At 51.1% G+C, this 1,300-nt stretch carries 1 protein-coding gene and 1 pseudogene; both read left to right on the top strand.

Annotated elements, in window-relative coordinates:
- Positions 1-759: pseudogene (locus C7J97_RS14680) on the top strand (DEAD/DEAH box helicase family protein); the annotation flags it as partial.
- The gene (locus tag C7J97_RS14675) at positions 756-1,088 is read left to right on the top strand and encodes a plasmid mobilization protein (protein WP_005921755.1); all 333 of its coding nucleotides are present in this window, start codon (positions 756-758) and stop codon (positions 1,086-1,088) included. The pseudogene C7J97_RS14680 and the gene C7J97_RS14675, both read left to right, overlap by 4 nt.
- Positions 1,089-1,300: the final 212 nt, after the last annotated feature.

The raw sequence follows: 1,300 nt of genomic DNA, 5'->3' as shown, positions 1-1,300 counted from the left end.
TTGGACGTGCAGGTAGCAAAATTGAAGGTGCTGCGCGGAGACTTCCAGAATCAGAAATATCGTCTGGAGGATAAGCTGCTCAAAACTTTCCCGGAGGAGATCCAGAAACAGAAAACCCGCATTGCTGCTTTACAACAGGACTCACAGATTGCAGCAGCACACCCGCAGGACAAAGAAAACTTCTGCGGCATGACCATCAAGGGCATGGTGTACGATGACAAAAAGGCTGCAGGCGAACGGCTGCTGCTGGCTCGGCAGGAGATGCCCAATGCTGATATGATGCTGCTGGGCACCTACCGTGGCTTTGAACTGAACATTCGATTCGACAGCTTCAAAAATGAGCATCAGGCCGTACTCCGGGCAGAGTTGAGTTACCCGGTGTCGCTGGGCGATGATGCGCGCGGCAATATCACTCGTCTGGACAATGCCATTGACAATTTCGCTGACCGTATTGCAGATGCCGAAAATGCTCTGCAAAACCTTGAACAGCAGAAGCAGGCCGCAGAGGTCGAAGTGGCAAAGCCCTTTGCACAGGAGGAAGAACTGGCCGAAAAGTCTGCCCGCCTTGCTGAATTGAACGCCTTGCTGAACATCGACCGTGACCGCAGTTCCTCGCAGGATGCTCCCGAAGAAACCGAAGAAACCGAAACACCTGCAACTCGTCCGTCTGTGCTGGCTGCACTGGGGGAAAAGACCAATCAGCCGGAGCCTGTCAAACCGTTCCGCAGCTATTATGATAAGGATGGTGATGCACGATGAAAGAAAAGCGGGATGAAACCATCATCCTGCGCTTGAGCAAAACAGAAAAGAACCGTATCTATGAAAAGATGCTCAGCATGGGCATCCGAAGCCTGAGTGCCTATATCCGCAAGATGGCACTGGACGGCTATTGCCTGCATCTCGACTTGAAAGAACTGCAACGCATGGCATATCTCTTGCAGATGTGCAGCAACAATCTGAACCAGTACGCCAAGCGTGCCAACGAGTGCGGCAAGGTCTACGCCGCCGACATGGAAGATCTGCGGCAGCGTCTGGATGAACTGATTGACATTGGCAAGCAGATTCTTTCCAAGCTGGCAGAGCTATAAAAATTCCCGCAGTTGGAGGACTGCGGGTGTACATATAACGCTTGACATCCTTGCAACGCAGTAGTCGATACCTTTATAATAAGGGCGAACAGAAAGGAAGTGCTTGATATGATGTCTATGCTGAAGAAAATTGTTCTTTTCCCGATTTCTCTCTTTGTGGCGTTTCTAGCTCTGATGGCAAGGTGGCTGCTAACCCTGTCCAGCTATGTAGT

Origin of the sequence: Faecalibacterium prausnitzii (genome assembly GCF_003324185.1) — a bacterium.
GTDB classification, from domain to species: domain Bacteria; phylum Bacillota; class Clostridia; order Oscillospirales; family Ruminococcaceae; genus Faecalibacterium; species Faecalibacterium prausnitzii.
This window is presented reverse-complemented; position numbering and strand designations above follow the sequence as displayed.

What these genes read in the sequence shown, in the direction of transcription:
- C7J97_RS14675 (WP_005921755.1), top strand. Translation starts at nt 756, where the DNA reads ATGAAAGAAAAGCGGGATGAAACCATCATCCTGCGCTTGAGCAAAACA.